25 protein-coding genes are annotated in these 24,380 nt (G+C 73.6%); 11 read left to right on the top strand and 14 right to left on the bottom strand.

Going from position 1 to position 24,380, the window contains the following annotated elements:
- Positions 1–20 precede the first annotated feature (20 nt).
- Complete coding sequence (locus tag E4623_RS10920; RefSeq protein WP_134766583.1) at positions 21–1,517, bottom strand: hypothetical protein; 1,497 nt, start codon at positions 1,515–1,517, stop codon at positions 21–23.
- On the bottom strand, positions 1,514–2,008 hold the full coding sequence (locus E4623_RS10915; protein WP_134766582.1) for a hypothetical protein: 495 nt from the start codon (positions 2,006–2,008) through the stop codon (positions 1,514–1,516). The genes E4623_RS10920 and E4623_RS10915 overlap by 4 nt, the downstream gene beginning before the upstream one ends.
- A gap of 58 nt (positions 2,009–2,066) precedes the next feature.
- On the opposite strand from E4623_RS10915, the gene E4623_RS10910 reads away from it, so the two are divergent.
- Positions 2,067–3,914 carry a DUF6020 family protein gene (locus tag E4623_RS10910; protein ID WP_134766581.1) on the top strand — a complete coding sequence of 616 codons (1,848 nt, stop codon included), beginning with the start codon at positions 2,067–2,069 and terminating at the stop codon, positions 3,912–3,914.
- Between the two features lie 74 nt (positions 3,915–3,988).
- Here the strand turns inward: E4623_RS10910 and E4623_RS10905 are convergent, their stop codons facing one another.
- The 6 genes from E4623_RS10905 to dnaK form a co-directional block, all read right to left on the bottom strand.
- Positions 3,989–4,462, bottom strand: a complete 474-nt coding sequence (locus E4623_RS10905) for a GtrA family protein (RefSeq protein ID WP_134766580.1) — start codon at positions 4,460–4,462, stop codon at positions 3,989–3,991.
- Positions 4,459–5,385 (bottom strand): glycosyltransferase, encoded by a 927-nt coding sequence (locus tag E4623_RS10900; protein ID WP_134766579.1) that lies wholly within the window; start codon positions 5,383–5,385, stop codon positions 4,459–4,461. Before E4623_RS10900 ends, E4623_RS10905 begins: the two co-directional genes overlap by 4 nt.
- A 94-nt stretch (positions 5,386–5,479) precedes the next feature.
- Positions 5,480–5,914, bottom strand: a complete 435-nt coding sequence (locus E4623_RS10895; RefSeq protein ID WP_134766578.1) for a MerR family transcriptional regulator — start codon at positions 5,912–5,914, stop codon at positions 5,480–5,482.
- Positions 5,915–5,939: 25 nt separating this feature from the next.
- A complete protein-coding gene (dnaJ, locus tag E4623_RS10890) occupies positions 5,940–7,124 on the bottom strand; it encodes a molecular chaperone DnaJ (protein WP_134766577.1) in 1,185 nt (394 codons plus the stop codon).
- 86 nt (positions 7,125–7,210) lie between these two features.
- Positions 7,211–7,852 carry a nucleotide exchange factor GrpE gene (gene grpE, locus E4623_RS10885; protein WP_245155024.1) on the bottom strand — a complete coding sequence of 214 codons (642 nt, stop codon included), beginning with the start codon at positions 7,850–7,852 and terminating at the stop codon, positions 7,211–7,213.
- Complete coding sequence (gene dnaK, locus E4623_RS10880; protein ID WP_134766576.1) at positions 7,849–9,717, bottom strand: molecular chaperone DnaK; 1,869 nt, start codon at positions 9,715–9,717, stop codon at positions 7,849–7,851. Before dnaK ends, grpE begins: the two co-directional genes overlap by 4 nt.
- Before the next feature lie 336 nt (positions 9,718–10,053).
- On the opposite strand from dnaK, the gene E4623_RS10875 reads away from it, so the two are divergent.
- From E4623_RS10875 to E4623_RS10860, 4 genes are all read left to right on the top strand, one after another.
- Positions 10,054–11,424: an SLC13 family permease gene (locus E4623_RS10875; protein ID WP_134766575.1), complete on the top strand. Its 1,371-nt coding sequence runs from the start codon at positions 10,054–10,056 to the stop codon at positions 11,422–11,424.
- 120 nt (positions 11,425–11,544) lie between these two features.
- Positions 11,545–12,777, top strand: coding sequence for an HNH endonuclease signature motif containing protein (locus tag E4623_RS10870; RefSeq protein ID WP_134766574.1), 1,233 nt, complete (start codon positions 11,545–11,547; stop codon positions 12,775–12,777).
- Between the two features lie 145 nt (positions 12,778–12,922).
- Positions 12,923–13,417: a PGPGW domain-containing protein gene (locus E4623_RS10865; protein WP_134766573.1), complete on the top strand. Its 495-nt coding sequence runs from the start codon at positions 12,923–12,925 to the stop codon at positions 13,415–13,417.
- Between the two features lie 152 nt (positions 13,418–13,569).
- Complete coding sequence (locus E4623_RS10860) at positions 13,570–14,223, top strand: hypothetical protein (RefSeq protein ID WP_134766572.1); 654 nt, start codon at positions 13,570–13,572, stop codon at positions 14,221–14,223.
- 16 nt (positions 14,224–14,239) lie between these two features.
- Here E4623_RS10860 and E4623_RS10855 read toward each other — a convergent pair whose 3' ends face one another.
- From E4623_RS10855 to E4623_RS10840, 4 genes are read right to left on the bottom strand one after another with little or no spacing between them, the layout of a single operon-like run.
- On the bottom strand, positions 14,240–15,256 hold the full coding sequence (locus E4623_RS10855) for a hypothetical protein (protein ID WP_134766571.1): 1,017 nt from the start codon (positions 15,254–15,256) through the stop codon (positions 14,240–14,242).
- A 24-nt stretch (positions 15,257–15,280) separates the two neighbouring features.
- A complete protein-coding gene (locus E4623_RS10850) occupies positions 15,281–15,937 on the bottom strand; it encodes a DUF6624 domain-containing protein (protein WP_134766570.1) in 657 nt (218 codons plus the stop codon).
- A gap of 38 nt (positions 15,938–15,975) precedes the next feature.
- Positions 15,976–16,896 carry a pseudouridine synthase gene (locus tag E4623_RS10845; protein WP_134766569.1) on the bottom strand — a complete coding sequence of 307 codons (921 nt, stop codon included), beginning with the start codon at positions 16,894–16,896 and terminating at the stop codon, positions 15,976–15,978.
- A 33-nt stretch (positions 16,897–16,929) separates the two neighbouring features.
- Complete coding sequence (locus E4623_RS10840) at positions 16,930–17,322, bottom strand: GNAT family N-acetyltransferase (protein WP_134766568.1); 393 nt, start codon at positions 17,320–17,322, stop codon at positions 16,930–16,932.
- Between the two features lie 152 nt (positions 17,323–17,474).
- On the opposite strand from E4623_RS10840, the gene E4623_RS10835 reads away from it, so the two are divergent.
- Positions 17,475–18,035, top strand: coding sequence for a calcium-binding protein (locus E4623_RS10835; RefSeq protein WP_134766567.1), 561 nt, complete (start codon positions 17,475–17,477; stop codon positions 18,033–18,035).
- Positions 18,036–18,046: 11 nt separating this feature from the next.
- Here the strand turns inward: E4623_RS10835 and E4623_RS10830 are convergent, their stop codons facing one another.
- Positions 18,047–18,934, bottom strand: coding sequence for a LysR family transcriptional regulator (locus E4623_RS10830; protein ID WP_134766566.1), 888 nt, complete (start codon positions 18,932–18,934; stop codon positions 18,047–18,049).
- A 71-nt stretch (positions 18,935–19,005) separates the two neighbouring features.
- On the opposite strand from E4623_RS10830, the gene E4623_RS10825 reads away from it, so the two are divergent.
- From E4623_RS10825 to E4623_RS10810, 4 genes are all read left to right on the top strand, one after another.
- The gene (locus E4623_RS10825) at positions 19,006–19,713 is read left to right on the top strand and encodes an amino acid racemase (protein ID WP_134766565.1); all 708 of its coding nucleotides are present in this window, start codon (positions 19,006–19,008) and stop codon (positions 19,711–19,713) included.
- 68 nt (positions 19,714–19,781) lie between these two features.
- Positions 19,782–20,786, top strand: a complete 1,005-nt coding sequence (locus E4623_RS10820; protein ID WP_134766564.1) for a M28 family peptidase — start codon at positions 19,782–19,784, stop codon at positions 20,784–20,786.
- The gene (locus E4623_RS10815) at positions 20,774–21,946 is read left to right on the top strand and encodes a CapA family protein (protein WP_134766563.1); all 1,173 of its coding nucleotides are present in this window, start codon (positions 20,774–20,776) and stop codon (positions 21,944–21,946) included. The genes E4623_RS10820 and E4623_RS10815 overlap by 13 nt, the downstream gene beginning before the upstream one ends.
- 96 nt (positions 21,947–22,042) lie before the next feature.
- Positions 22,043–22,894, top strand: coding sequence for an aldo/keto reductase (locus E4623_RS10810; protein ID WP_134766562.1), 852 nt, complete (start codon positions 22,043–22,045; stop codon positions 22,892–22,894).
- Between the two features lie 46 nt (positions 22,895–22,940).
- Here E4623_RS10810 and E4623_RS10805 read toward each other — a convergent pair whose 3' ends face one another.
- On the bottom strand, positions 22,941–23,435 hold the full coding sequence (locus tag E4623_RS10805) for a MarR family transcriptional regulator (protein WP_245155023.1): 495 nt from the start codon (positions 23,433–23,435) through the stop codon (positions 22,941–22,943).
- A 40-nt stretch (positions 23,436–23,475) separates the two neighbouring features.
- Here E4623_RS10805 and E4623_RS10800 point away from each other — a divergent pair, with 40 nt between their 5' ends.
- Positions 23,476–24,378 carry an EamA family transporter gene (locus E4623_RS10800; protein ID WP_167736576.1) on the top strand — a complete coding sequence of 301 codons (903 nt, stop codon included), beginning with the start codon at positions 23,476–23,478 and terminating at the stop codon, positions 24,376–24,378.
- The last annotated feature ends 2 nt before the right edge of the window (positions 24,379–24,380 follow it).

Genomic DNA, 24,380 nt, shown 5'->3' with positions numbered 1-24,380 from the left:
CGGACGCCGGGGAGGGCCGGTCAGATCGCGAGGACGCCCATCGTGACGACGACGGCGAGGGCGAACGCGCCGAGGGCGATCTGGGCGGCGTAGAGCCAGGTGGCGACGCCACCGCGGCGTTGCGGGAGGTCGGCGCGGCGTTCGCGGCGCATGGTCCAGAGCAGGGCGGCGCCGATCCCGAGCATCGGGGCCATCGTCGTCCAGTAGCGCGGGCCGCCGATGTGCACGAACGGCTGCGCCATCAGCCCGATGATGCCGACCTTGAGCAGCACCAGGGTGAGCTGGCTGTCGAAGGTGCGGCGGGTGACGGCGGCGAGCAGCGCCAGCATCACCAGGCAGGCCGGGTAGAAGGTGCCGAGGGTGAGCACCTCGGCGAGCGGCACGATGTCGTACGGCGCACCCTCCCAGCGCAGCAGCGTCGCGAACCGCGCGGGCTGGCCGAAGTAGCGGCCCGCGTTGATGCCGACGTCGCGGGCGTAGGACTCGGCGGTCACGTGGCGCCGGGCGTGGGCCGACATCTCGTCGGCGATCACGGTCTCGCTGACGCCCGCGGCCCGGCCCTGCTCGCGGGAGTAGCGCAGCGGCGAGAACCAGATGCTGCTGCCCGGGTCGCACTCGCCGAAGCAGATCGTGTCGCGGTCGCCGAAGGCGTTGGCGCGCACCGTCGGCACCGACACGGTGGTGAGCACCCGGCCGTCGAGGGACGTCGAGGCGGCCAGGCTCCACGGCGCCAGGATCGCGAGGAACACCAGGCCGGCGGCGACGTACGTCGTCACGACCCGGCCGCGGTCGGAGCGGCGCGCGAGCACCAGCGAGGTGACGAAGGTGATGCCGAGCATCCCGACGACCAGCAGGCTGACGCTGGAGCGGAAGTACACCGCGACGATCGCGAAGAGCCCGAGCTTCACGCCGTCGCGCCACGAGATCCTGCCGTGGTCGCGGGCCGCGCGCAGCATGTCGATGGCCTGGCACAGCATCAGGACGACGAGCAGCCCGGCCGACGTGTCACCCCAGGCGGCGGCGCCGAACACCGAGTACGTCGGCACCAGGCCCGGGAAGACCAGCATCGCCCCGGCCGGCACGGTGCCGAGGGTGCGGCGCACCTTGAGCGCGGTGACGAGCAGCAGCAGCGCCGAGAAGAGCGCCAGGTAGGCGCGCACGACGGCGAGCGGTGCCGCCGGCGCCAGCAGGTACAGCGGCGTCAGCACGACCGACATGCCCGGCATGAACCAGCCGCTGCCGACGACGTGCCGCTCGAGCTCGGCGGTGTCCGGGCCGTCGAGGGAGACCAGGTCGCGCAGCAGGTTCGACAGCGCCCGGCCGGAGTCGAGGTAGAACGCCTCGTCGCCGACGAGCGGTCCGCCCGCGATGCCGACGTAGGTGACCAGGCGCATCACCAGGGTCGCGACGAACAGCCAGACGAGGATCCGCGCGGGTCGGCCGAGGCCGGCCCACCGCGCCCGGAGTCGCTCGCGCACGCCGTCGCGCTCGACCCCCGGGCCGGCCACGGTGGTCACGAGCGGTCCGCGAGGTCGGGGGTGAACCGCTTGGTGGAGTTCAGGTCGAAGCAGTCGGGGTCGTCGGACTGGCGGGTGACCACCGGCAGGTCGAGCACCATCTCGCCGCGGACGACGGCGTCGTCCGGGACGCCCTCGAAGTCGCGCGCCTCGATCCGGACGTCGCGCACCCCGGCCTCGCCGAACTGCGCCTCGAGCCGGGCCTTCGCCTCGCCGGCGTCGATCCGGTCGAGCTGCAGCACCGTGCGCCGGCGCAGCCCGTCGGCGGCGAGGGTGTCGCCGTCCCGGCGCAGCACGTAGGCGAAGTCGGGGACGACGCCGCCGGGCAGTGGGAAGCAGCCGGTGGTGAGGCCGTCGGGCGGCAGCACCGGTCGGTAGCTGCCGTTCACGTCGGCCCGGCCGAGGACCGGACTGACCAGCACGAGCACCGACCCGACGACCAGCGCCGCCGCGGAGAGCCGGGCGCGCGGTCGGGTCGGGATCAGGCTCATGGCGCAGCCATCCTAGGGACTGCGCGCCGATACACTCCGCCGCATGGTCGGTGGCGGGGTGAGGCGACTGCCACCCTTCCTGTCGACGGTCCTCGGGTGGACGGTCGCCGTGGTGGCGGTCGCGCTCGTCGTCCTGGCCACGACCGCCGGCTTCGTCGAGCGCCTCCTGCGCCCCGACGGCGCGCCGTACAGCCTGGTCACGCGCGAGGTCGGCGACCACCCGCTGGCCGTGCTGGCGATCCTCGTCGTCGTCGCCGTGCCGTACGTCGTCGCGTTCCGCTGGCTCTGCGCGCGGACGGCGGCGTGGCGCGACGGGGTCGCCGCCCCGACCCCGACCGGCCGCTGGGTGCGGGTGGCGGGGTTCGTCGACCACGTGTTCGCGCGCTGGTACCGCGTCGCGGCGGTGCTGGCGGTCGTGTGGCTGCCGTTCTACCTGACGTCGTTCCCCGGCCAGCCGAGCCCGGACGCCGCCAACATGTTCACCGAGTTCCTGCAGCGCCGCTCCGACTTCGCCGGCGCCCCGCCGCTGGCGCCCGCCGACCTGACGGCGCCGTACGTCGACTACCCGACGTCGACCTACCTGATGGACGCGATGCCGCCCGGCTCCGACAGCATGTGGTCGAACCACCACCCGCTGTTCCTGATGATCGGCTACGGCTCGATCTGCTGGGTGAGCATCCAGCTCTTCGGCAGCCTGGTGCCGGCGATCGTGCTCATCTCGGCGGCGTCGGCGGTCTTCACGCTGGTGGCCTTCGGCCGCGCCCTCACCCTCCTCGGCCGCCACGTGTCGAGCTGGTGGCACCGCGGCCTCGCGCTCGCCCTGACCCTGCTGAGCCCGCTGATCGCGCTCTGGAGCATGGCCGAGCACAAGAACCAGCTGTTCTGCGCGGCGTTCGTGTGGTGGCTGGCGCTGCTGGCCCGGCTGGTCCACTCGCCCGAGCCCGTCGGACGCCGGTGGTACGCCGAGACCGTCGCGGTCTCGCTGGTGATGGCCGTCAGCGTCCAGTTCGGGTGGATCGTCCTGGTCGCGCAGGCGCTGGCCCTGCTCGTGACCCGGCACCGGGTCGCCGGGCTGGTCGCGATCGGCGTCCCGGCGGTCCTGGTCTACGCGAGCATCGCCCTGGTCACCGCCGGGGGTGCGGCGGTGCCGTCGGACCCGGTCGAGACCAAGGGCACCCAGATGCAGCTGCTCGCCCTCACGCTGCGCGAGCACCCCGACGCCCTGACCGACCAGGAGCGCGCCGACCTGTCGCGGATCTTCGACCTCGACGTGATGGTCGACGTCTTCGACCCGTCGAGCTCGGACCCGCTCAAGTCGACCGGCCCGCTGGAGCGCAAGTCGGCCAGCTTCCGCTACGAGACGGTGCAGCCCGAGGACTGGGAGGTGCTGAACCCGATCGTCCTCCGGCTGGCGAAGGAGTACCCGGCGACCTTCGTCGACGGGCTGTTCCTCAAGTCCTACCGCTACCTCGACCCCTTCGACGAGGGCACCGACTGGTACCCCCCGTGGTCGCCGGGCTACGAGCGCTCCGTCGACGGCTACCAGGTCGCCCCGGTCGACCTGAACGCGACGCTGCGCGGCACCACCCGCGACGTCGCGCGCAGCTGCTACTCGTCGTTCCCGTGCCGCCCGACGCTGTCGCACGGCGTCCGCACCGTCGCGCTGGTGCTGCTGCTCGCCGCCGCGATCGCCGTCCGCCGCCGGTACGCGTGGCTCTGGGCCCTGCCCTTCGCCCTGCAGCTCGGCATCGCCGGCGTCTCCCCGCTCAGCGCGGGCGGCCGCTACGTCCTCGCCTTCACCTACGCGCTCGGGATCGTGGTGCTCCTGCTGGCCACCGGCGACCGCTCGTCCGACCCCACCCGCCCCGCGGCGGCCGAGCGCGACGCAGCCACCACCGGAGGTTGAGCAGGACTACCGGAGGTTGACCAAGCGAGCCCCAGCGAGCGCCGACGAGACCCTCGGCCCTCGCGGGCCGACCCTCACCCGCGATCCGGCCCCGGAAGGCCGGGGGTCTCGCCGCCCGCGCCGAAGACCCACCGGTAGCCCACGAAGTTGCTGACCATCCCGACCGCCATCGCGGCCAGCTTCGCGGCCGGGGCGGCGAGGTCGTGCGAGAGGTCGGGGACGACGGCGTCCGCGAGGTGCAGGAGCCCGAAGATCACCAGCGACTGCACCACGAGCCCGCTGAACAGCGTGACGGCGACGAACGCCGCGTACGCCTTCAGCCCGGCGCTCTCGGAGCGGAAGACCCAGGCCCGGTTGAGGAAGAAGCTGATGGTCATCACGACGACGGTCGAGACGACGTTCGCGACCACCGGGGCGAACCCGACCGCCACGGCCAGCAGCGTGAAGAGCGCCAGGTCGAGGGCGGTGTTGAACAGCCCCACGACGAGGTAGCGCCGCGCACTGCTGCTCGTGCTGGGGGCCGGGTCCGAGGTGGGGGGCCGGCTCACGCGGAGAGCTGGAGGTAGAACAGCCGCCGGGTCTCGCGGGTGGCGCGCATGACGGCGTTCAGCACCATGCCGATGCCGGCGGCGAGGAAGGCGAGCACCATCAGCGACGACGACAGGAACGCCGTCGGGAACCGCTCCACCTGCCCGGTGTCGAGGTAGTCGGCGATGACCGGGACCCCCAGCACCAGGCTGACCAGCGCGCTGAGCAGACCGAACAGCCCGCACACCAGGAGCGGCCGCTCGTGCAGCATCAGGTGGGCGAGCAGGCCGAGGATCTTGAAGCCGTCGCGAAAGGTGCGGAGCTTGGACTCCGAGCCCTCGGGGCGGTCCTTGAACCCGATCGGCACCTCCGCCTGCGGGACCCGCAGGTTGGCGGCGTGGATGGTCAGCTCGGTCTCGATCTCGAACTCCTGCGAGTTCGCCGGGAACGACTTGATGTAGCGCCGCGAGAAGGCCCGGTAGCCCGAGAGCATGTCGGTGACCGGCTCGCCGAAGAGCTTGCTGGTGAGGCTGTTGAAGACCTTGTTGCCCATGGCGTGGCCCGGACGGTAGCTGCCGTCCTCGTTGGTGTCGACGCGGACGCCGACGACGTGGTCGAGCGGACCCGAGACCAGCGTCTCGATCAGCCTCGGGGCGGCCGAGGCGTCGTAGGTGTCGTCGCCGTCGATCATCAGGTAGACGTCGGCCTCGATGTCGGCGAACGCGCGGCGCACGACGTTGCCCTTGCCCTTGCGCTTCTCGTAGCGGACGATCGCGCCGGCCTCGGCGGCCACCTCGGAGGTGCGGTCGGTCGAGTTGTTGTCGTAGACGTAGATCTCCGCGGTGGGCAGCGCCTTGCGGAGGTCTCCGACGACGGTCGCGACGGTGAGCTCCTCGTTGTGGCACGGGACGATCGCCGCGATCCGGAGCTCTTCGAGAGTCATGGCGTCCTTGCAGGTGAGGTGGCGAAGCGACGCTCACTGTAGCCAGCGGACGCCGTCCGGCCCGATTCCGCAGGCGGCCCGAACCGGTGTGCGGTCAGCGCCCGCGACGCCAGACGACGACGGCCTGGCTGCCACCGGGGTCGCGCAGGACGGGCAGCCGGCTGACCGGGGTGTCGACGACCCGGGCGGTGGCGGCGAGGCGCAGGGCCTCGCGGGTGGCGGCGAGCTCGGCGTGGAGCTCGTCGTTGCGCGCCCGCAGCGCGGCGACCTGGTGCTCGAGCTCGAGGATCCGGCGGACGCCCTCGATGCCGATGCCGGAGGCCGTGAGGTCGGCGATCGCCCGGAGCAGCTCGAGGTCGCGGTGGGAGTAGCGTCGCCCGCCGCCGCCCGTGCGGCCCGGCGTGATGAGGCCGAGCCGCTCGTAGGTGCGCAGGGTCTGCGGGTGCAGCCCGGTGAGCTGGGCGGCGACGCTGATCACGTAGACGGGCGCGTCCGGCCCGGGAGGGCCACCGAAACCCGTCCCGCTCATGACGCGGCGCTCATGACTGCGGCGCTCATGACTGGGAAGCCTCGAACAGGCCGGCGCGCAGCGGCTTGCCGGCGGTCGCGTCGCGGTAGGCCTCGACGGCGGCGCGGGCGGCCTCGTCGAGGACGGCGGGCACCTGCACCGCGACGGTCGCGAGGAGGTCGCCGCGGGTGCCGTCGGCCTTGGTCGCGCCGCGGCCACGGACCCGGAAGGTGCGCCCGTTCGGCGTGCCGGCGGGGATCCGGAGGGTGACGGGGGCGCCGCCCAGGGTCGGGACCTTGATCTCGGCGCCGAGCGCGGCCTCGTCGAAGGACACCGGTACCTCGAGGGTGAGGTTGTCGGCCGTGCGACCGAACACCCGGTGCGGGCTGACCTTGACCGCGACGAAGAGGTCGCCGGCCGGGCCGCCGTTCTCCCCGGCCGCGCCCTTGCCGCGCAACCGGATCCGGGCGCCGTCCTTGACCCCCGCGGGGATCCGGGCCTGGATGGTGCGCGCCGAGGTGCCCCGACCGCTGCCGTGGCACGTCGGGCACTTCTCGTCGTAGACCAGCTGGCGTCCGCCGCAGCCGGGGCAGGTCTCGTTGATCGAGAACGCGCCGCCCACGCCGGCCACGACGTAGCCGGCGCCCTCGCACTCGGGGCAGATCCGCGGCTTGGTGCCGGGCTTGCCGCCGGTGCCGGAGCACTGCGGGCACGCCGAGTCGGAGGTGAGCCGCAGCGAGATGGTGACGCCGTCGAGCGCGTCGGTGAACGAGATCGTCGCGCTCGTCTCCACGTCGGAGCCCTTGACCGGACGCCGGACCTGGCCGCCGGGACCGGTGCGCCGCTGGCCACCGCCCCCGCCGCCGCCGAAGAGGTCGCCGAACATGTCGCCGAAGCCGCCGCCACCGCGGGCGCGGTCGCCGAGGAGGTCGTCGAGGTTGAACCCGCCGCCTCCCCCGCCGCCGCCGCGGAAACCGCCGCTGCCGTAGAGCCGGCGCATCTCGTCGTACCTGGCGCGCTTGTCGGTGTCGCCGACGACGTCGTAGGCCTCGGCGACCGCCTTGAACTTCTCGAGCCGCTCGTCGTCACCGGGGTGGGTGTCGGGATGGTTCTCCCGCGCCAGCTTCTTGTAGGCCTTCTTGAGGTCGGCCGCGGGCGCGTCCTTGCTCACGCCGAGCACGGCGTAGAAGTCCTTCTGCGCCCACTCGGGCTTGAACTCCTGCTCAGCCATGGTCGATCACCCTCCTCTCCTCCAGGGACGCCGGGCCGGCGCAACGGTGCGCCGACCCGGCGTGGTGCACGTCTCGATGGTGCTGCTCAGCCGTCCGCCGGGTCGACGACCAGCACCTGCGCGGCACGGACGACGCGCTCACCGATCCGGTAGCCGGCCTTGGCGACGACCTTGACGGTCGTCACCGACACCTCGGGGTCCTCGCCCTGGTGGGCGAGCGCCTCGTGGACGGTCGGGTCGAACGCCTCGCCGGGCTCGCCGAACTTCAGCAGCCCGGCGGCCGCGACGGTGCGCTCGAGCTGGTCGGCGACGGCCTTGAACCCGCCGTCGAGCTCCTGGCCGTGCGCCTGGGCCGACTCCCGCGCCCGGTCGATGTTGTCGAGCACCTCGGTGATCGGCGCGAGCGCGGCGTAGGTCGCGTTCTCCACCACCTTCTCGCGGTCGCGCTCGACGCGCCGCTTGTAGTTGAGGTACTCGGCCTGGAGCCGCTGGAGGTCGAGCGTGCGCTCCTCCAGGGCGATCCGGGCGAGGGTCAGCTCGTCGGCCTCGGCCTCGGCCGGGGACGCCGTGGCGTCCCCGTCCTCGGTCACGTCCTGCGGCTCGAGCGGTCCGCCGCCCTCGACCCGGCCGTCGACCCCGCCGCCGTCGGGCAGGTCCTCGGCGACGTGGTCGCCGCCGTCACCAGCCGGCTGCGCGTCGCCCGGGACCTCGTCGCGGGGGTCGGTCACTTGTCGTCGCCCTCGGGCTTGTCGTCGTCGACGACCTCGGCGTCGACCACGTCGGCGTCCACGATGTCGTCGTCGGACTCGCCGGTCGCCCCGGTGCTGCCACCGGCGGCGGCCTGGTCGGCCTCGGCGGCGGCGTACATGGCCGCGCCCATCTTCTGGCTCGACTCGTTGAGCTTGCTGACGCCGCCCGAGATCTCCTCGGCGGAGGCCTCGTCGTTCTCGAGGGTCGCCTTCAGCGCGTCGACGTCGGCCTGGACCTCGGTCTTCACCTCGTCGGGGATCTTGTCGCCGTTGTCGGCGAGGAACTTCTCGGTCGTGTAGACGAGCTGGTCGGCCTGGTTGCGGTTCTCGACGGCCTCGCGACGCTTGGCGTCGTCCTCGGCGTACTGCTCGGCCTCCTTGACCATCCGGTCGATGTCGTCCTTGGACAGCGCGGAGCCGCCGGAGATCGTCATCGACTGCTCCTTGCCGGAGCCCTGGTCCTTGGCGGTGACGTGCACGATGCCGTTGGCGTCGATGTCGAAGGTGACCTCGATCTTCGGCACGCCGCGCGGGGCCGGCGGGAGGCCGGTGAGCTCGAAGTTGCCGAGCGGCTGGTTGTCGCGCCAGAACGGCCGCTCGCCCTGGGCGACCTTGATCTCGACCGAGGGCTGGTTGTCGTCGGCGGTCGTGAAGATCTCCGAGCGCTTGGTCGGGATCGTGGTGTTGCGCTCGATGAGGTTGGTCATCGCGCCGCCCTTGGTCTCGATGCCCAGCGACAGCGGGGTGACGTCGAGGAGCAGCACGTCCTTGACCTCGCCCTTGAGGACGCCGGCCTGCAGGGCGGCGCCGACGGCGACGACCTCGTCGGGGTTGACGCCCTTGTTGGGCTCCTTGCCGCCGAGCAGGTCCTTGACGACCTCACTGACGGCGGGCATCCGGGTGGAGCCGCCGACGAGGACGACGTGGTCGATCTTGTCGACCGCGACGCCGCCGTCCTTGAGCACGTTCTTGAACGGCTCCTTGGTGCGGTCGAGCAGGTCGGCGGTGAGCTTCTGGAACTCGCTGCGCGTGAGCTTCTCCTCGAAGTGCAGCGGGCCGGACTCGCCGTGGGTGATGTAGGGCAGGTGGATCGTGGTCTCGCTGGACGACGACAGCTCGATCTTCGCCTTCTCCGCGGCCTCCTGGAGGCGCTGCTTGGCGATCTTGTCGGCGGCGAGGTCGACGCCGTTGTTGGCCTTGAACTTCTTGACCATCCACTCGACGACGCGGTTGTCCCAGTCGTCCCCACCGAGGTGGTTGTCGCCCGAGGTCGCCTTGACCTCGACGACACCCTCGCCGATCTCGAGCAGGGACACGTCGAACGTGCCGCCACCGAGGTCGAAGACGAGGATCGTCTGGTCGTCGCCCTTGTCGAGGCCGTAGGCCAGCGCGGCCGCGGTCGGCTCGTTGACGATGCGCGACACGGTCAGGCCCGCGATCTCGCCGGCCTCCTTGGTCGCCTGGCGCTGGGCGTCGGAGAAGTACGCCGGCACGGTGATGACCGCGTCGGTGACGGTCTCGCCCAGGTACGCCTCGGCGTCGCGCTTCAGCTTCTGCAGCACGAAGGCGCTGATCTGCTGGGCGGTGAAGTCCTTGTCGTCGATCTTCTGGCTCCAGTCGGTGCCCATGTGGCGCTTGACGGAGCGGATGGTGCGGTCGACGTTCGTGACGGCCTGGCGCTTGGCGACCTCGCCGACGAGGACCTCGCCGGACTTCGCGAACGCGACGACGGACGGGGTGGTGCGAGCACCCTCGGCGTTGGCGATGACGGTGGGCTCGCCGCCCTCGAGGACCGCGACGACGCTGTTGGTCGTCCCGAGGTCGATACCGACTGCTCGTGCCATGGTGGATCTCCTCCGTGCTGGGTGATGGTGCTGGGTGATCGCTGGGGATGTGCAGCGATGACTGCTGGAATCTGGATCAGACAAGTTGAGTCTGCATGGCTCAAGTCTGACACAGGGTCCAACCCGGGTCCCGGCGGGGTTGTTCCCCGAGTCCGGGGTCCTTGCCGCAGCGAGGCCGCGGCTCCCGGTGAGGTTGCCGAGGATCCGCCGGAGCGGGGCGCCCCAGGAGGACGAACGGGGCGGGCGAGGTACGACACCGTCGCACGGCTCGATGCGGGCGGCCGTGACCTCCGTCACCTCTAGGGTGGGGCCCAGTCGAACGAGGGAGCCGCCGCCGTGGAGGTCGTGCACACCGTCATCGCCATCGTGCTGGTGGTCGGGCTGATCATCTGGGTGAAGGTCGACCCGGTGATCTCGCTCGTGATCGCCTCGCTCTACCTCGGGCTGGCCGCCGGGGTGGGGTTCGCCGACACGATCGCGGCGATCACCGGCGGCTTCGGGTCGATCATGGCCGAGGTGGGGCTGCTGATCGGGTTCGGCGTGCTGATCGGCGCCCTGCTCCACTCGCTCGGCACGTTCCGCAAGCTCGTCGCCGCACTGCTGAAGGTGCTGGGGGCCCGGCGGCTCCCGTACGCCCTCACGGGGGCGCTCTCGACCGTCTTCCCGTCCATCTACGTCGACGTCCAGGTCGTCCTGGCCGCGCCGATCGCCCGCTCGTCGGCGCCCCACATCGGCCCGCGCGGCCTCGCGCACCTCGCGGGTGCGGTGGGGACCGGCATCTTCGCCGGCTACGTGTTCGTCGTCCCCGGTCTCGCGGCCGTCTCGATCGCCGGCCTGCTCGACGTCCCGCTCGGCACCTGGATGCTCTACGGCGTCGTGCTCGGGCCGCTCACCGCGGTGGTCACCACGTTCCTGTTCGGACTGATGCTGAGGGCCGGCTGGTGGAGGCCGGAGACCGACGAGGCCGAGGACGACCCGCTCGGCGAGGGCGGGCCCGCGGTGGGCACGGCCGGCACCGGGCCCGACGAGGACGACAGCCTCAGCGACGTCGACGTGCCGCTGGCCGTCTCCCTGCTCCCGATCCTGGTCCCGCTGGTGATGATCGCGTTCGGTGCCTTCGCCGACCTGGGCGGCTTCTCCAGCTCGTTCATCGCGTTCATCGGCGACGCCAACGTCGCGCTCTTCGTCGGGCTGCTCGGCGCCTACGTCCTCGCCCGGGCGGCCAGCGGCAACGACCGCACCGAGCAGGCGATCAAGACGGGGTTCCACACCACCGGCGAGATCCTCCTCATCACCGGCATCGGCGGCTCGCTCGGCGCGGTCATCGAGGCCACCGGCCTCGACGCCACGCTGGCCGGACTGTTCTCGGCCAGCGAGGGCGCCGCCGTGGTCACGAGCATCCTGCTCGCCTGGGTGATCGCCGCCGTGCTGCACCTCGCGATCGGTTCGGTCTCGGTCGCGGCCATCACGGCCGCCGGGATCATCGCCCCGGTGCTCGGCTCGATCGACGTCGCCCCGATCGCCGTGGGTCTGGCGATCGCCTCCGGGTCGATGTTCGCCCTGACGGTGAACTCGAACTTCTTCTGGATGTTCAAGTCGCTGCTCGGCCTGACCACCCAGGGCGCGCTGAAGACGATGACGACCGTGACCAGCATGGCCTCGCTCGTCTCGTTGCCGCCGGTGCTGGTCATCGCCCTGCTGGCCTGAGGGCGCGCTCGACCCCGGTGGCTCCGGGGCGGCCCGGGGTCGGCGGTGGCTCTCGTCCGCTCTCCACAGAGGTATCGAACACACTGTCGATTGTCGGTGGTGCGGCGTAGAATCGGGGGCATGAGCAAGCACCACGACGACCACCGCGACGGGCACCCCGTCGCCCGGTTCGTCGCGGTCCTCGAGGCCGAGCTCGCTGCCCTGGTGGATGCTCCGGCGTGGTCGCTGGACGCCGCTGCGACCGCCGACCTGGTGCCGCGGCTGGCACAGGTGGTGGCCGGGGTGCAGGAGCTCGAGGCCAGGATCATCGGGCAGGCCGGGGACCTCGACCTGCCCGGGACCATCGGGGCCAGGTCGCTGGCTGCGTGGCTGGCCCGGGTCACCCGGGTCACCGGTGGCGAGGCCGCCCGGAGGGTCCGGTTGGCCGGTGACCTCGCCGCCCACGAACCGGTCCGGGTCGCGATGGCGTCCGGGCGGGTGCACGCCGAGCAGGCGAGGGTCATCGCCGCCACCGTCGACGACCTCGACGGCCAGCACCTGCGCGACAAGGCCGAGGCGCACCTGCTCGGCGAGGCCGCGCACCACGACGCCCACGACCTGAAGACCCTCGGGCGGCGGATCCTGGAGACCATCGACCCCGACCGGGCCGACGAGCACGAAGCCCGCCTGCTGGAGGCGGAGGAGGCTCGGGCCGGCAAGCGCACGACGTTCACGGTGTGGGACGACGGCGAGGGCCTCGCCCACGGCCGGTTCACGATGCCGTCCGCGCAGGCCTCGATGCTGAGGAAGGCACTGGCCGCGATCGCCGCACCCAAGCACGTCCGCGCCGAGCACGGCGCCGGGACGTACGACCACGAGAGGCCGACCCCGGAGAGGCTGGGGCAGGCGTTCTGCGAGTACGTCGAGCGCTACCCCACCGACCAGCTCCCGAGCATGGGCGGGACCAGTGCGGCCGTCGTGGTCACGATGACCCTCGAGACCCTCCTCGGCGGACTCGCCGCCGCGCACCTCGACACCGGCACCGCCCTCTCACCCGACCAGGCCCGCCGCATGGCCTGCGACGCAGGGATCATCCCCGCCGTCCTCGACGGACAGGGTCACGTCCTCGACCTCGGACGACGCCGGCGCTTCCACACCCCCGCCCAACGACTTTCGATCGGGTTGGAGCAGCAGCACTGCCAGCACCCGACGTGCACCACGCCCGCGGCGTACTGCCACACCCACCACACGACCCCCTGGTCCGCAGGCGGCCGGACCGACACCCACGACGCCGTCCTCCTCTGCCCGTTCCACCACCACCAGACCCACCGAGCGGCCCACGCCACCGGAGCCACCCACCCGCTCAGGACCTAGCCGTCCACGAGTCACGGTCCCGGCACCGCCCCGGCCGATCGAGCGGGAATATGTGTGGCCGGTCGCCGCTTCCTCGTAGGTGACCTGCGCCCTCGCCCCACGGCGCAACGCGGATGTCGCGCACGACGTGCCGACCTACGACTCCGTGGAACCCTCCGGTCTCCCGGACGAGGTCTCGACGAGGGTGGCGGGGTGGCCGTCGTTCGGCGGCCTCCTCGGGCGGCTCGCGGGGTGGACGCTGGTCGTCGTGGGCGTCGTCCTGATGCCGTTGCCCGGCCCCGGCACCCTGATCGTCGTCGCCGGACTGCGGATCCTGGTCCCATACCACCGGTGGGCCGCCGCGAGCTACGACCGGGTCCGGGAGCGGGCCGTCGCCGCTGCCCGAGCAGGAGTGGCGACCCGGCTCCGCGTCGTGGTGTCGCTCGCCGGCGTCGTGTGGATCACCGTCCTCTCAGGCATGTACGCCGTCGACGTCTCGATCCCCCGCACCAGCGCGCTCGGCCTGACCGTCGGCCCGTCGCTCCCCTTCCACAGCACCGCGACCGCCGTCGGCCTGGTGGTGTCGGCCCTGGCCTCCGCCGGCGCCACCCTCTACAGCATCGCGCGCCTGCGCCCGCGGCACGGACCGCCCACGACCTGAGCGGATGGCGCGGAACGATCCCTGCTCGGTGGAGAACCGGGCCGCGAGGTCGGGCGCCGGACCGAACCGGACGAGCGTCCTGTCAACCGGGAGCCTGCGTCGTGCGTCCTAGGAAGCAAGCGCAGGACTTCCGCAGAGACGAAGGACGACCCATGAGACGCCGTACGACGATGGCAGGCATCGCGCTGGTGACCCTCGCCCTCCTGGCCGGCTGCGCCACCGGCTCGCAGGCCGACGAGGCCACGGTCGCGCCCGCGTCGGAGTCGACCACCAGTGACCCGGCCGAACCGACGTCCGAACCGACGTCCGAACCGACGACCGAACCGACGACCGAGCCGACGTCCGAGCCGACGTCCGAGGCCCCGGCGTTCGCCGACGGCACCGGCCGTCAGATGGCGGACGGGACGGGGGCGGGGCTGGTGCTGGTCGACGTCCGCGCCGCCGAGCGTGACGGCTTCGACCGGGTCGTGCTGGAGTTCAGCGGTGAGGGCACGCCCGGCTGGGTCCTCGACTACGTCGGGAGGGCCAGGCTGGAGGGGAGCGGCGAGGTCGTCGACGTGGACGGGACGGCGACCCTGCAGGTCTTCGCCTCGGGCACGACCTGGCCGGCGCCCGACTACTACAGCGGTCCCACGCGGGTGAGGTCCACGGGTGACGAGGTCGCCGAGGTCTACGTCGCCGGCACGTTCGAGGGCTACACCCAGGTCTTCGTCGGGATCGACGGCGAGCCGGTCCCCTTCCGGGCCTTCACCCTCACGTCGCCGTCGCGCCTGGTGATCGACGTGCAGGACACCGACGCAGGCTGACGGTGCGGCCGCCGGGTCAGCGCAGCACGGAGTCGATGATCGTCGGCGCCCGGGCGCCGAGGAAGAAGATGCCGGGCAGGCCGGCGGTCTCGAAGCCCCGGCTGGGGTTGCGGACCAGCCGCGAGCCCCGGATCTGCATCGTGCCGGTGCGGTCGTTGCTCACGAAGAAGACCGCGCCGCCGCCCTCGCGGGCGACGTTGCCGCGCACGGTCGTGCGGACCAGCGACAGCGTGAAGAGGTTGCCGTCGAGGTAGATCGCCCCGCCGCTGCCCCCGCCGGGCGTGCCCGGGCGGGCGGGGTTGGCGCCGCGGCCGATGGCCCGGTTGCCGACGAAGGTGCTGTCCTCGATGCGCCAGGAGACGCCGATGCTGCTGATCGCGCCGCCGTTGCTGCAGCGACCGTTCCTGAACGTGCTGCGCACGACGTCCACCGGCCGGTCGCGGTGCTGGTCGAGCACGCGGAGCGCCGCCCCGCCGACGTCCGGCCCGACCCGGTCGCAGCGGTTGCCGACGAACGTCGAGCCCACGACCTTCAGCCGCCCGCCGCGGACGAACACCGCGCCACCACCGCCGCCGTCGTACTCCTGGCCGGTGGAGCTGCCTCGGGCGAAGGTCAGGCCCCGCAGCACCAGGCGCGGTGAGGCCTGGTCGTCGCAGTGCGACGTCGTCCAGACCTGGGCCGGGTCGCAGGTGTTCTGGTAGAGGATCCGGCGCTTGCCCATCCCGCTCAGGGTGACGAGCCCGCCACCGTCGATCACCACCCGCCGCGAGGTGTTGACCACCTTCGCGGTGCGTCGCATCTCGATCGTCACCGGCCGCGGGCCGCAGTCGAAGCGGATCACGCCGCCCCGGCGTACGGCGCGCACCACCGCGGCCGACGTGCAGCTCGCGCTCGAGCCGTCGCCGACCACCCGCGCGGCGGACGACGTCGCGGTGCGCCCCGGGGTGTCGTGGGAGGAGGGCGCCGCCGACCCGGTCGGCGTCACGCCGACCGCGGCCAGCACGGTGAGAACCACGAGCGGGAGTCGACCCACCCGCCGAGTGTAGGACGGATCGGCTCAGTCGGCGCCGTCCTGCGCGCACAGCTCCGTCATCTCGGCGAGGTAGTCCGAGAGCGGGTCGAGACCGGCGTCCCTGCGGCGCTGCTCGACGCCGTCCTCGTCGTCGATCGGGGTGGCCGGCACCGGCCCGTCGGCGCCGCAGCGGATCTGGGTCCCGTAGGCCTGGGGCCGTCCCTCGGAGACGGCGACCCGGTCCTCGAGGTAGGCCAGGTTGCCGGGCGAGGCCTGGCCCGCCGCGACGGCGTCGCGCAGCAGCTCGAGGGCCCGCGCCTGGAACGCGGGGTCGAGGTCGGCGTGCTGGGCGATGGCCCAGGCGGCGTCGCCGCCGTCCCGCCCGACGAGGTCGAAGCCCGGCCAGCCGTGCTCGGCGAAGATCTCCTCGAGCCGGGCCTCGCGCTGGGCGAAGGTGTCCTCGGCCGCCTGTCCCGTGCTCTCGAGCTGGTCGCGCTCGAGGATGGCGACCAGCTCGTCGTGCAGCTCCTGGTCGAACCCGTCCGCCGTCCCGGTCGCGGCCGACGTCGCCGCCGACGTGGCGGCCGAGGTCGCGGCCGAGGTCGCGTCGCCCGGTGACGACGCCTCCGGCGGACCCGCGCACCCGACGACGGCGAGCAGCAGGCCGGTCAGGACCGGCGATGCTCCCCACGCGGTGCGCATGACGCATTCCACCACGACGGCGGCGGTGTCGTGCTGCCTCAGGCCGGGTCGAGCGGGACGGTGCGCGGACTCACGAACCGGTGCCGGACGCCGTCCACCGGGTCGACGTACGCGAGCTCGCTGGCCAGCAGCTGCAACGGCCGGGTGAAGTCGTCGACGTCGACCTCGAGGTCGACCGGGTAGAGCGGGTCGTCGACGATCGGGGCGCCGAGGTCGCGCAGGTGCAGGCGCAGCTGGTGGGTGCGGCCGGTGCGCGGGACGAGCCGGTAGACCGCGAGGTCCGCGCGGCGCTCCTCGAGCTCCACGAGGGTCTCGGCGTTGACCGGTGCGCCGGGGACCACCTCGGCGCGGCCGGTGCCCGGGATCGGCGCGACGTGGTTGCGGACCGTGGTCGGCGACTCCAGGGCGGCGCGCCACGGCGCCAGGGCGCGGTAGGTCTTGCGCACGGTGCCCTGCGCGAACATCGACTGGTAGGCCCCGCGCCACTGCTTCCCGACCGCGCAGACCACCAGCCCCGAGGTGACCCGGTCGAGGCGGTGCATCGGGGTCAGGTCCGGCAGGCCGAGCTCGTCGCGCAGGCGCACGACCAGGCTCTGGGTCACGTGCCGGCCACGCGGGACCGTCGACAGGAACGCCGGCTTGTCGACCACCACCACGCGCTCGTCCCGGTGCACGAGGGTGATCGGCCCGGGCACGAGCGGCTCCGCGCGCAGGTCGCGGTGGAACCAGACGAACGTGTGCGGGCGGTAGGGGTCCGCGTCGGCGACCGGTCGCGCGTCGGCGTACACGAACCGTCCGGCCGCGAGCATCGGCTCGACGGCGACCCGGGCGTCGACGTGGTCGCGCAGCCACTGACCCATCGTCGTCCAGGGCGCCGGCCGCCCGGGGTCGCGGTGGGGCGTGCAGACCCAAGCCGCGCTGAGCCCGTGCCGCAGCGGCAACGGGGAGCGGGGCGGCACGGCGCGATCCTACGGAGCCGCCGCCGGGCGCGCTCAGACGCCGGGGTAGAGCCGGTAGCCGAGCATCCGGCGGTGCGCGAAGCTCTCGTAGAACGACTCGGCGTCGAGGGTGACGAGGTCGATCCGCGCCGTGGCGGTGGCCTGGAACGTCACCACCACCAGCAGCCGCCCGATCCCGCGGCGCCGGTGGTCGGGGTGCACGGCGAGGAAGCTCAGGTGCGACTGGAGGACGCCGTCGCCGAGCGCCTGCGCCCAGCCGACAAGGACGTCGTCCGTCACCGCGACGAACGCCACGGACCCCGGCGCCTCGCACACCCGCAGCACCACCGCGGGGTCGGTGAGCGACGGCCACCGCACCACGGCGGAGAGGCGCGCGATCGCGGTCTCGTCGCCGGGCTCGAAGGGCCGGACCTCGACGGTGGGCATCTGCCGACCGTAGGCCGGAGCAGCCCGTCGCGCGACCCTCGTCTGGTGACCGGTGTCGCCCGGTCCGGTCGCACCGTGCAACCAACCGACCGCCGCGCGCATCTGATGATGGACGGTGGTCACCCGGGCCACCCCGACCGTGGAGGACTCCGATGCACCACACCCCGCTCAAGTCCGGGCGCCGCGCCCGACGTCCCGTCGCCGGGGCCGCGACCCTCCTGGGTCTGGCCCTGGCACTCGCGGTGCCCGCCGCGAGCGGTGCCGGCGCGCTCGACGAGATCACCGGCACCGCCGGGAACGACCGGCTCCGCGGCACCGCCGCCGCCGACGACATCCGCGGCGGGGCCGGCCACGACCGCCTGTGGGGGCACACCGGTGCGGACGTCCTCAGCGGTGGCTCCGGCAGCGACAGCCTCCGCGGGGGCAACGGCACGGACCACCTGGAGGGCGGGAGCGGGCACGACGTCCTGTCCGGCGGCCGGGGCGGGGACGACCTCGTCGGCGGTGCCGGCGACGACACCGTCGAGAACGAGGTCGGCCGCGACCGGATCCACCTCGGCGCCGGGGACGACAGCTACGTGGACTGGCAGGTCGACGGGAGGCGCGACGAGATCTGGTGCGGCCCGGGCGTCGACTTCGTCGGCTACTGGGGTGATCCCGACCCGGCCGACACCCTCCACGGGTGCGAGGAGGTCGGCGACATCGCCCACTGACCCCGCTGCCGTCACGCTCCCGCGGCGGCCACGATGCGGACGACGAGAGCGGCGGTCGCGGGCACGAGGTCGGCCCCGAGCCGGTGGGCGAGGCCGACGTGGCGCCGTCCCAGGGCCGGCAGGGCCAGCACCTCCACGTCGGGGTGGCGGTACGCCGTCAGCGCCGACTCGGGCAGCGCCGTGACGCCGAGGCCCCGGGCGACGAGGTTCTGCACGACGACGTAGTCGTCGGTGGTGTGCCGCAGGGTCGGGGTGAAGCCCGCGGCCTCACAGCAGTCGACGAGGTGGGTGCGACACCGCACGCAGCCGCCGATCCAGTCCTCCTCGGCGAGCGCGGCCAGCCCACCGCGGCCGGGTGCGCGCCGACCCGGCGGCAGGACCAGGTGCACCGGCTCGTCGAGCAGCGGGCGCCAGGTGAGGGTGCCGAGGCCGACGGGGGCGCCGTCGTAGCCGAAGACGAGCGCGAGGTCTGCGTCGCCCGCCGCCACCGCCGCGAGCGCCTCGGGCGGCTCGGCCTCCTCGAGCCCGACCTCGATCTCGGGGTGCGCCGCCGCGAGCGCGCCGATCGCGTCCGGCACCACGGTGGCGGCGGCCGAGGGAAAGGCCACGAGTCGGACCCGGCCGGCCCGCAGGTGCGTGAGGGCGGCCAGCTCCTCGGCGGCGGCGTGCAGCTCCGCGGCGACGACGTCCGCCCGGCGCAGCAGCGCAGCGCCCGCCTCGGTGAGGGTGACGCCGCCGGGTCCGCGCAGGAGGAGCGGACCGCCTGCCTCGCGCTCGAGCCGGGCGAGGTGCTGGCTGACCGCGGGCTGGGTCCAGCCGAGGTGGCGCGCCGCCGCGCTGATCGAGCCGGCCCGCGCCACCGCCCGGAAGATCAGGGTGCGCCGGGCGTCGAGGGCCATAGGCACAGGTTATGCCTTGCCCTAGGAGGACGGGGATTCCTTTGAACGGCTCCGGCCCCGATGCTGGAGGCATGAAGACCATCGGGCTCGTCGGCGGCATGTCCTGGCACTCCACCGCCACCTACTACCGGATGATCAACGAGCAGGTCGCGGCCCGGCTCGGTGGGCATGCCTCGGCGAAGATCTCGCTGCAGTCCCTCGACTTCTCCGAGGTGCGCGACTGCCAGGTCCGCGGCGACTGGGACGGCTCGGCCGCCCTGCTCGCCGACGCCGCCCGCCGCTGCGAGGCCGGCGGCGCCGACCTGGTGGGCCTCTGCACCAACCTGATGCACAAGAACTTCGGCGCCCTCGAGGACGCCGTGTCCGTGCCGGCCGTCCACATCGCCGACGCCGTCGCGGCCGTCGCCCGCCGCGAGGGCTGGACGACGCTCGGCCTGCTCGGCGCCCGCTGGGTGATGGAGGAGACGTTCTACGCCGACCGGCTCGCCACCCACGGCATCTCGGTCGTGGTGCCCGACGAGGCCGGCCGCGACCTGGTCGACCGCGTCGTCTTCGACGAGATCACCCAGGGCGTCTTCCGCGACGAGTCGCGGGCGGCGTACGTCGAGGTGATGCGTGACCTGCAGGAGCGCGGGGCGGACGCCGTCGTCCTGGCCTGCACCGAGATCGGACTGCTCGTCGGCGCGGACGACGCGCCGCTGCCCGTCGTCGACTCCGCCGTCGCGCACGCCTCGCTGCTGGTCGACCTCGCGCTCGCGCCGGCGCTCACGCCGGCCTGACCGACGACCACGCCCTGCCCCGGCCGCGGCGAACCGGGGCGGCTGGGGCGACCTGCGAGGATCGGGACGTGCTGCGCCGGCTGTCACCCCTCGTCGTGTGCCTGGCCGTGACGGCCGGGTGCAGCGGCGGCTCCGGCGCCGACCCGGGCGCGGCGCCGCCCACCCCGACCTCGCCGTCCACCGCGACCTCGGAGTCGTCGGCCCCGACGGACCCGACGCCGACGGCCCCGGGCACCCCGACCCCGACGCCGGACCCGGCCCCCGAGCCCCGTCTCGCAGCGGACGACGTCCGCGTGCGCACCGCCGTCGCCGCCGTCGAGCACCTGGCCGGGAGGATCGGGCCCCGCCCCGGCACCACCGACGCCTACTTCCGGGCCGCGGCCTGGGCCGAGGACCAGCTGACGGCGTCCGGCTGGTCGGTCGAGCGACAGCGCTTCCCCACCCCGGCCGGCTACTCGTGGTCGGCGCCGGTCGAGGCCGGCCCGTCGGTGAACCTCGTCGCCTCCCGCGGCCAACGACGGCCCGGGGAGCTGTGGCTGCTCGTCGGGGCGCACCTCGACACCGTCCCGGCGGCGCCCGGCGCCGAGGACAACGCGTCCGGCGTCGGCGTCGTCCTCGCCCTCGCGGAGGCGCTCGAGGGACGACGCACGCGGCTGCCCGTGGTGCTCGTGCTCTTCGGCTCCGAGGAGCCGCGCGGTCCGGGCGACGCGCACCACTACGGGTCGAAGGCGTTCGTGGAGCGGATGACCCCGGCCGAGCGACGCAGCCTGCAGGGCATGGTCTCGCTCGACCGGGTCGGCGTCGGCAGCGTGGTCCCCGTGCAGACCGTCCTCGCCGCCAACGACGTCAGCACCGGTCTCCGGGCGGCTGCCCGGCGGGTCGACGTCGCGACGGTGCTCGAGGAGCGCGAGACCTCCAGCGACCACGAGTCGTTCGCCGACGAGGGCCTGCCCGCGGCCCGGCTCGGCAGCACGCCGTACGCCGCCTACCACCGTCCGGAGGACGTGGCCTCGGTCGTCGACCCGGCCCAGCTCGGGCGGGTGGCGCGGGTCGTGGCGGCATGGCTGCGCTGACCCGCGCGCTCGCCGGCGCCGCGCTGCTCGTGGTGGCCGGGTGCTCCTCGACCGACCGGCCACGAGCCGATCCAGCGGCGCCGACCCCACCGAGCACGCCGTCGAGCACCCCGTCGAGCACCCCGCCGACCACCCCGGACGCCGAGCCGCCACCCGGGCCGCCACCCGGGTCGCGGCCGGCACCGGTGACGATCGCGGTCGCGGGCGACGTCCACTTCGAGGGGGTGCTGCGCGACCGGCTGCGCGACCCGGCGACCGCCCTGGCGCCGACGACGTCGGCGCTCGCGGCCGCCGACGTCGCCATCGTCAACCTCGAGACGTCGGTCGGCACCGGCGGCCGCCCCGACCCCGCCAAGCGCTACACCTTCCAGGCGCCGCCGTCGGCGTTCGCCGCGCTCGCCGGCGCGGGCGTCGACGTGGCGACCATGGCCAACAACCACGCGCTCGACTTCGGGCGCGAGCCGCTGCCGGGCATGTTCGACGCCCTCGAGCGGGCCCGTCGGGCCGACCCGCCACTCGACGTCGTCGGGTTCGGACGCGACGCCGCGGAGGCGTTCCGGGCGGGCCGCACCGAGGTCGGCGGCCCCGGAGGCACCCTCGTCGCCACGATCGGCGCCACCGTCGCGGCCCTCGACCCCACCGCCGACCCGACCGGCTCCTGGGCCGCGACGGCCGACTCCGCCGGCACCGCCGACGCCGTCGACCCGACCCGGCTGCTGCGCGCCGTCGCACGGGCCGACTCCTCGGCCGACGTGGTCGTGGCCTACCTGCACTGGGGCGTGCAGGGGGAGCGCTGCCCGAGCCGCGAGCAGCGCTCGCTCGCTGCCGACGTGGTCGCGGCCGGTGCCGACGTGGTCGTCGGCAGCCACACCCACCGGCTGCAGGGCGACGGGCGCCTCGGCCCCGGCTACGTGGCCTACGGACTCGGCAACTACGCCTGGTACACCCAGGCCTCGGAGGCGACGTCCACCACCGGGGTGCTGACCCTCACCGTGCGGCCGCCGGCATCGCCGTCCGGACGGGCCAGGGTCACCGAGGCCGCGTGGACGCCGGCCCGGATCGGGTCCGACGGACTGCCGGCTCCGCTGCGCTCTGCCGAGGTCGCGGACTTCGACGCCGACCGGGCGGACCTGCGCGCCTGCGCCGGGCTCGACGACTGACCGGTTCGGGCCCACGACGAGGTGCCGAGCCGTGCTTCACCCCTTCGCGGGGCGCCGGAGCGGAATAGATGCGGTCCGCAACTTGTGGTCCTAGGTATGGCATCGACCGTTCCGTCCCTGACCCTCAACAACCAGACGACCATCCCGCAGCTCGGCTTCGGGGTCTACCAGGTCCCGCCCGCGCAGACCGCCGACACCGTCGCGACCGCGCTCGAGATCGGTTACCGCCACATCGACACCGCCCAGATGTACGGCAACGAGCAGGAGACCGGCCTCGGCCTGGCCTCCTCCGGCCTGCCGCGCGACGAACTGTTCGTGACCAGCAAGCTCAACAACGGCTTCCACCGCCCCGACGACGCCCGCCGCGAGTTCGACGGCACGCTGCAGAAGCTGGGGCTCGACCACATCGACCTGTTCCTCATCCACTGGCCGCTCCCGACGCTGTACGACGGTGACTACGCCGCCACGTGGCGCACGCTGACCGAGTTCGTCGCCGACGGCCGCGCCCGTGCGGTCGGGGTCTCGAACTTCCAGCCCGAGCACCTCGACCGGATCGTCGCCGAGACCGGCGTCGTCCCGGCGGTCAACCAGATCGAGGCGCACCCCTACTTCACCAACGACGCGGCCCGTGCCGCCACGCACCGCCACGGCGCGCTCGTCGAGGCGTGGTCGCCGATCGCCCAGGGCGCCGTCCTCGACGACGAGACCGTCGGCCGGATCGCCACCGCCCACGACCGGACGCCGTCGCAGGTCACCCTGCGCTGGCACGTCCAGCGCGGCGACGTGATCTTCCCGAAGTCGATGCGCGCCGAGCGGATGCGCGAGAACTTCGGGATCTTCGACTTCGAGCTCTCCGACGACGAGGTCGCCGCGATCTCCGCCCTCGACCGGGGCGAGGCGGGCCGCACCGGCCCGAACCCCGACACGTTCGACTACGTCCCGGGCTGAGCGGGTCTCGTCGTCGGCGCTCGCTGGCGCTCGACCTCCGGTGGGCTCAGCCGGCGTCGAGGACGCGGCCCCACTTCTCCAGCAGGTGGGCCAGCCGGGTGCGCTCGAGGTCGGTGAGGCCGGCGACGAGGCGGGTCTCGTTGGCGAGGTGCTTCTCGACGAGGTCGTCGACGACGGTGAGGCCGGCGGGCGTGAGGCGGATCCGACGCGAGCGGGCGTCGTTCTCGCAGACGGTGCGCGCCACCAGACCGGCGTTCTCGAGCCGGTCGACCCGCTTGGTGACCGCGCCCGAGGTGACCATCGTCGTCTCGGCCAGGCCGCCCGGCGTCAGCTCGTAGGGCTCGCCGGCCCGGCGCAGCGAGGCGAGGACGTCGAAGTCGCCGTCGGACAGCCCGGCCGCTGCGAAGACCGGCCGGAGCTCGGCGTGCAGGTGGTCGGACAGCCGGTGCAGCCGGCCGATGATCCCCATCGGCGAGGTGTCGAGGTCGGGACGCTGCTCGGCCCACTGCTGACGGATCCGGCCGACGTGGTCCTCGTTCACGGGATGGACTTTATCTTAGGTGGAAACTAAACTGTCTTCCATGGAAGAGACTCTGGGTCGCACCGTCGCGATCACGGCCGTCGCCCCGCTCGCCTGGGGCACCACCTACCTCGTCACCGAGCAGCTCCTCCCGCCCGACCGGCCCCTGTTCGCGGCGCTGATGCGGGCCCTGCCCGCCGGCCTGCTGCTGCTCGTGATCCTGCGCCGGCTGCCCACCGGCGACTGGTGGTGGCGGGCCGCCGTCCTCGGTGCCTGCAACATCGGGCTCTTCTTCCCGCTCATCTTCCTGGCCGCCTACGAGCTGCCGGGCGGCCTGGCCGCGACCATCCAGGCCGCCTCCCCCCTGGCCGTGATGGCGCTGGCCTGGCCGATGCTCCGCGAGCGCCCGGCCGTCGTCCGGGTCGTCGCGGCCCTCGTCGGCCTGGCCGGGGTCTCCCTGCTCGTGCTCCGCTCCCCGGACGGCGTCACGCCGCTCGGCCTCGTCGGCGCGTTCGGGTCGGTCGCCGTCTCGGCGCTCGGCTTCGTGCTGGTCAAACGCTGGCAGGCGCCGGTCCCGATGCTCACCCTCGTGTCGTGGCAGCTCGTCGCGGGCGGGCTCCTGCTGCTGCCGATCGCGCTCCTCGTCGAGGGCGCTCCCCCGGCCATCGACCTGCCCGCCGCGGGTGGCTTCCTCTGGATCGGCCTGGCCGGCACGATCCTCGCCTACACCTGCTGGTTCCACGGCCTCACCCACATGCCGGCCGGCGCGGTCTCGCTCGTCGGCCTGCTCAACCCGGTCACCGGCACCGCGCTCGGCGTCGCGTTCGCCGCCGAGGCGTTCGGCCCGGTCCAGGCCCTCGGCATGGCCGTCGTGCTCGGCTCCGTGGTGGCCGGGCAGTACCGCCGCCGCGCCCGGCCGGTCCCCACCACCACTGCCCCCGACCTCGAGCCCGCCACCGCCTGAGC

Origin of the sequence: Nocardioides sp. 1609 (genome assembly GCF_004522105.1) — a bacterium.
GTDB lineage: Bacteria > Actinomycetota > Actinomycetes > Propionibacteriales > Nocardioidaceae > Nocardioides.
The sequence above is the reverse complement of the archived record's forward strand: the minus strand, read 5'-3'. Positions and strand labels throughout refer to the sequence as shown.